3 protein-coding genes are annotated in these 4,755 nt (G+C 70.4%); all 3 read right to left on the bottom strand.

The genetic code is table 11. From position 1 onward, the window contains the following. A partial coding sequence (locus tag CCN35_RS26090) for a chorismate synthase (protein WP_143631831.1) occupies positions 1-191 on the bottom strand: 191 nt, incomplete at its 3' end. 42 nt (positions 192-233) lie between these two features. Continuing rightward, positions 234-2,222 (bottom strand): AfsR/SARP family transcriptional regulator, encoded by a 1,989-nt coding sequence (locus CCN35_RS26085; protein WP_245863498.1) that lies wholly within the window; start codon positions 2,220-2,222, stop codon positions 234-236. Between the two features lie 835 nt (positions 2,223-3,057). After that, complete coding sequence (locus CCN35_RS26080; protein WP_067398376.1) at positions 3,058-4,587, bottom strand: FAD-binding oxidoreductase; 1,530 nt, start codon at positions 4,585-4,587, stop codon at positions 3,058-3,060. Positions 4,588-4,755 lie beyond the last annotated feature (168 nt).

Here is a 4,755-nt window from a genome sequence, read left to right as displayed (position 1 = left end):
CCACCGAGAAAGGTCACCACATCCTGCTCGAACGTCATCCGGGCCCCCCGCCCGTACCCCAGACGCCGCCGGGCCAGATGCTCCGCCACCATCCGCGTGGTCACCGGCACCCCCGCCGGCAACCCCTCCAACGTCGCCACGAGTGCCGGTCCGTGGGACTCCCCCGCGGTCAACCAACGCAACCTGCTCACCCAAACTCCTCGGTCGTTCACTTGCCCGACAGGACAGGTCGTTCACTTGCCCGACAGCACAGGAAGTGCGCACGCGAGCGACTGAAACGCTCCGGGTCCGCTCCATCCGATCCGGGGCCGGTCCACCGGCACCTTGTTCTCCAGCCAGTACGAGCCCCGCGCCACCGGGCACTGGCAGGGCCGCGTGGCCACCGGACACGCATCACCGCTGATCACCACGTTCCGTGTGAAGGGTTCGCGCAGATGTTCCCTGCGTGCGAAGGCGAGGCGCAGCAGGGGCGAGACACGCAGCAGGTGCTGGCCGTTCCGCGCGATCGGCTTGATGACGTGGAACGCCGCCAGCAGCTCCACCGAGCGCTCGACGAGCGGCACCGGCCGGCGCAGGGCGTGGGCGAGTTGTGCCACGGTGACCTCGGTGCGCCCTGTTCTGCTGACCTCGGCCAGCACCTCCCTGGCCTCGTGGGGCAGCCGGTCGGCGGACGCGACGAAGTAGTCGCGGACGTCCAGGTGCGGGCCGCTCAGTTCCTCCAAGCGGTGCTGTTCGTCGTCCAGCCGGGCCGCGAAGTCCGCGATGCTGCGGCCGGGCCAGGCGGCGATCCGGCTTCCGATCGCATGGATGGCGAGCGGTATGCCCTCGCACCTGGCGACGACGGCCGCCGTCGCCGCGGGTTCCCGTGCCGTTCTGTCCTCGCCGACCACCTGCGCCAGCAGTCGGCTTCCCTCGGCCTCCGGCATCGGTCCCACCTCTATGGAGGTCACCGCTCCCGGCAGTCCGGTCATGCGGCGGCGCGAGGTGATGATCACCGTGTTGCCCACACCCGCCGGCAGCAGGGGCAGGACCTGGTCCCTGTCGGCGGCGTCGTCCAGCAGCAGAAGGAAGCGCCGGCCGGCCGCCCAGGCCCGGAACGTGTGGGAAAGGTCGTCGGTGCGCTCCGGCAGGGAGCGCCTGTCGTGGCCGACGGCGACCAGCAGTCCCTTGAGGGCCTCGGCCGGGTGCTGCGGCGTCCCGTCCTCCAGGTGGAGGCTCGCCTTGAGCTGGCCGTCGGGAAAGTCGCTCCGCAGCCGGTGCGCCATCTGGAGCGCGATCTGGGTCTTTCCCATGCCCGGTCCCCCGGTCACCGTCACGATCCGCACCTCCGGGACGGCGCCGGGCTCCTTGAGGGCACGTTCGATCCGGCTCAGCTCGTCCTGGCGTCCGACGAAGTCGCCGATGGCCGGGGGAAGCTGGAACGGCGCGCCCGTGCCGCCGGCCCGTGACGACATGTGCGGCCGGTCGTCCCGGCCGGCCAGCACCCGGTTCTGGAGTTCCCGCAGACGCGCCGAGGGCTCGAGCCCCAGCTGTTCGGCCATGGCCCTGCGCAGCCGGCTGTACGCGGCCAGGGCCTCGCCCCGCTGACCGCAGCGTTTCGCCGCCGTCATCAACTGGGCGCAGAACTCCTCGTGCAGGGGGTACTGGTAGGTCAGCTCCCTGATCTCCTCCAGAAGCGACTGGTCCTCGCCCAGGGCGAGATCCGCTGCGATGCGCTGTTCCAGCGCCTGTATCCTGAGGTCCTCCAGCCGTGCGACCTGGGCGGCCAGGACGGGGCCGACCCCGATGTCCTCCAGTGGTTCACCGCGCCACAGCTCCAGGCTCCGCCGCAACAACGCGGCGCCTTCGCCCGCCCGGCCGCGTGCGAGGGCCTCCCGCCCCTCGCGCACCAGGGCCTGGAAGTCCCTCACGTCCAGTCGGCAGTTGTGCAGCAGAAGGCGGTAGCCGTGCGGGTGGGTCTCCACCAGGTCCTGGTTCTGACCGGAGCTTTCGTCGCCGCTCAAGACCTTGCGCAGCTGGTAGATGTACGTCTGGACGGTCTTGCGTGCCCTTACGGGCGGCCGTTCGCCCCATAACTCGTCGATCAGCAGCTCCGTGGGGACGACACGGTCCGCATGTGTCAGCAGCAGCGCGAGAACCCGGCGGGCCATGGGCGCACTGGGCGTCCGCAGCTCACCGTTCACGCGGATCTCCATCGGTCCGAGAAGGGCAAAGTGCAGCATTCCGACGTCCTTACCTGTAGTGGCTCCGGCCCATGACGAACGGTCCGCTGTGGATCCGTGTCGGGTCGGTTCGTCCCGGCGTCAGAGTTGCGTCCGGCACGGGGCCCGTGACCCAGGGGCTGCCGTGCGGGTCGTGCCATGGATCGCGGGGTTCGGCACGCGCTCCCCCACTGCCCTGGACGGGTGTGGGGGCATCCCCTTCCGCGTTGTCGTCACTCGCCGGCGCGGCGCGCCGGCTCCCTCCTCCGCCTTGCGTCCGCACGCACCGAACCCCGCTCCTCGGTCACCGGGCACTGCTCACCCGGGCCGGCCCGCTCCCCACGGCACCCCTTGTGCACCGGACACCGAGGAATGTCCCGGCGGTCCCCCTCGGCAGCCGCGCGTCGACACGACGGCCGCTCCGTGTGCGCGGGAGTGGCTGCGACAGCTGTCGGCGCGTGCCGTGGGCGTGGTGCCCTTGTGCGGGTCCCACCTCATGAGGGCGTGCGGAACAGCACCCCTGCACACACGAGTCACTCGGTCTCTCCCCGGTCTGCGTGGCCACACGTGTCGTGATGCGCCGATGACTGACAGCATCTTCGTGCACGAGGACCTCCGCATGATCACGAACACGTCGAGTGGCTGAATTGGCACGCCGAGTGTCCGGAATGGTTATCTCTCACTTGCCCGGTGCGCAAACGCGCGCCGGGCAGGGAGCCGCCGGCCGCCCTTCGGGAAGCCCCGGTCCGCATCCGGCCGCCGACGACGGCGTGCTCCGCCCGGTCGGCACCGGCTCCCGCCGGCGGGCTCACCCACCGTCCGGTGGATGAGCCCGCGGCCCTCGTTCCGGGGTGGGTCAGCCCTCGCTGCGGATCGACAGGGTGTGACGGAAGACGTTGCGCGGATCCCACTTGGCCTTGATCTCGCGCAGACGTGCGATGTTGCCCTTGTAGTACAGCTCTTCCCAGGAGACGCCCGAGGTGTTCCACTCGGGGTCGGCCATGTCGGTGTCCGGGAAGTTGATGTAGCAGCCGTCGTTTTCCTCTCCCGGTACCGGAACGCCGCCGGTCTTGGCGTACAGGTCGCGGAAGAGCCTGCGCATCCAGTCGACGTTGGTCTCGTCGAGCTTCTCGTCCTGCCAGGTGTTCATGAAGAACGCCTGGATGACGGAGTCCCGCTGGGCGGACGCCGTGGCGTCGCCGGCCACCGCGTTGACCCGGCCGCCGTAGGACTGCAGCGAGACCAGGCTGCTGTCGTTGCTGTGGTCCGTGCTGTCGAGGTAGTCGTAGAGCGTGTCGATCTGGTCGTCGGAGTAACCGCGGCGCAGGAACGCCGACTTGACCTTCTGCCGGCCGATCTCCGCGTCCTGGGCCTGGGCGAGGGCCTTCTTGGCCTCGAGCCAGGGCACGACCTCGGTGGGCAGGACGGCCGGGAAGTCACCGAGCCCGGCGGTGAGTTCGGAGACGTAGTCGCTCATCAGCCTGTCGGCGTCCGGGCGGGTGGCGTCCACGTGGACGAAGGCCACGGCACCCATGCCGGGGTCGCCCTCGCGCGGCCTGCCGAACAGGACGAGGCCGGAGAAGAGAGCGGTGTACGGGGAGTCCGGTGCGCTGTTGTTCTCGTGCCAGCGGCCGAAGTTGCCGACCAGGGTGCGCAGGGCCGTCCGGCTGAGGGACTCCCGGTTGAACAGGACGGTGCCCGTCAGGACGGAGGCCGGGGGCCGGGGCAGGGCCTCGCGGGGGTCGTCCCCCGTGGCGTCGGGGGAGCGGAACCAGTAGCGGGTGACGATGCCGAAGTTGCCGCCGCCGCCACCGGTGTGGGCCCACCACAGGTCGTGGTGCGGGTCCGCGGGGTCGCGGGTGGCCACGACCGTGCGGACGTCGCCGGAGGCGTCGACCACGACGACCTCCACGGCCAGCAGATGGTCGGCCGCCAGGCCCGCGCTGCGGCACAGGGAGCCGAAGCCGCCGCCGGCCACGTGACCGCCGACTCCGACGGTCGCGCTGTCGCCCGCCGGGAGGACCACGCCCCAGCGTTCGTACAGGGTCCGGTACAGATCCGCCATCCGGACACCGGGTTCGACGGCGAACGCCTTGCGCTCGGGGTCGAAGGACACCTCACGCATCTCGCCCAGGTCGATGACCACCTGCACGGCCGGGTCGCCGACCATGTTCTCGTATCCGTGCCCGCCGCTGCGCACGGCGATCCTCTTGCCGTCCCGGACCGCCTCGCGCACCGCGTTCACGACCTGCTCGGTGCCGGTGACGACGTGGAACGCCTCCGGCTCGGCGGTGAAGCGCTTGTTGATGCCCCGTACGGACAGGTCCTGATAGGCGTCGTCGCCGACGCGGATCACGCCCACGGAGGAGCTGGTGTTCTCGGTCATGACGTTCCTTACCTCGTGGTTGGGAGGACGCCGGTGCGGATCGACGGGCACGGGCGTCCGCTGAGTTCGTGCAGGGACGTGGGGCCGTGGGAGGAGGGGAGAGGGGAGAAGAGAAGAAGAAAAGGAGAGAGGGGAGGAAGGGGAAGGAGGGGAAAGGAAGAAGGAGGG

Origin of the sequence: Streptomyces thermovulgaris (assembly GCF_002155915.1) — a bacterium.
Taxonomy (GTDB): Bacteria; Actinomycetota; Actinomycetes; order Streptomycetales; family Streptomycetaceae; genus Streptomyces; species Streptomyces thermovulgaris.
The sequence above is the reverse complement of the archived record's forward strand: the minus strand, read 5'-3'. Positions and strand labels throughout refer to the sequence as shown.

Bases quoted from the DNA above. Each gene is read 5' to 3' on its own strand.
- CCN35_RS26085 (WP_245863498.1), bottom strand. From the start codon at position 2,222: ATGCTGCACTTTGCCCTTCTCGGACCGATGGAGATCCGCGTGAACGGT.
- CCN35_RS26080 (WP_067398376.1), bottom strand. From the start codon at position 4,587: ATGACCGAGAACACCAGCTCCTCCGTGGGCGTGATCCGCGTCGGCGAC.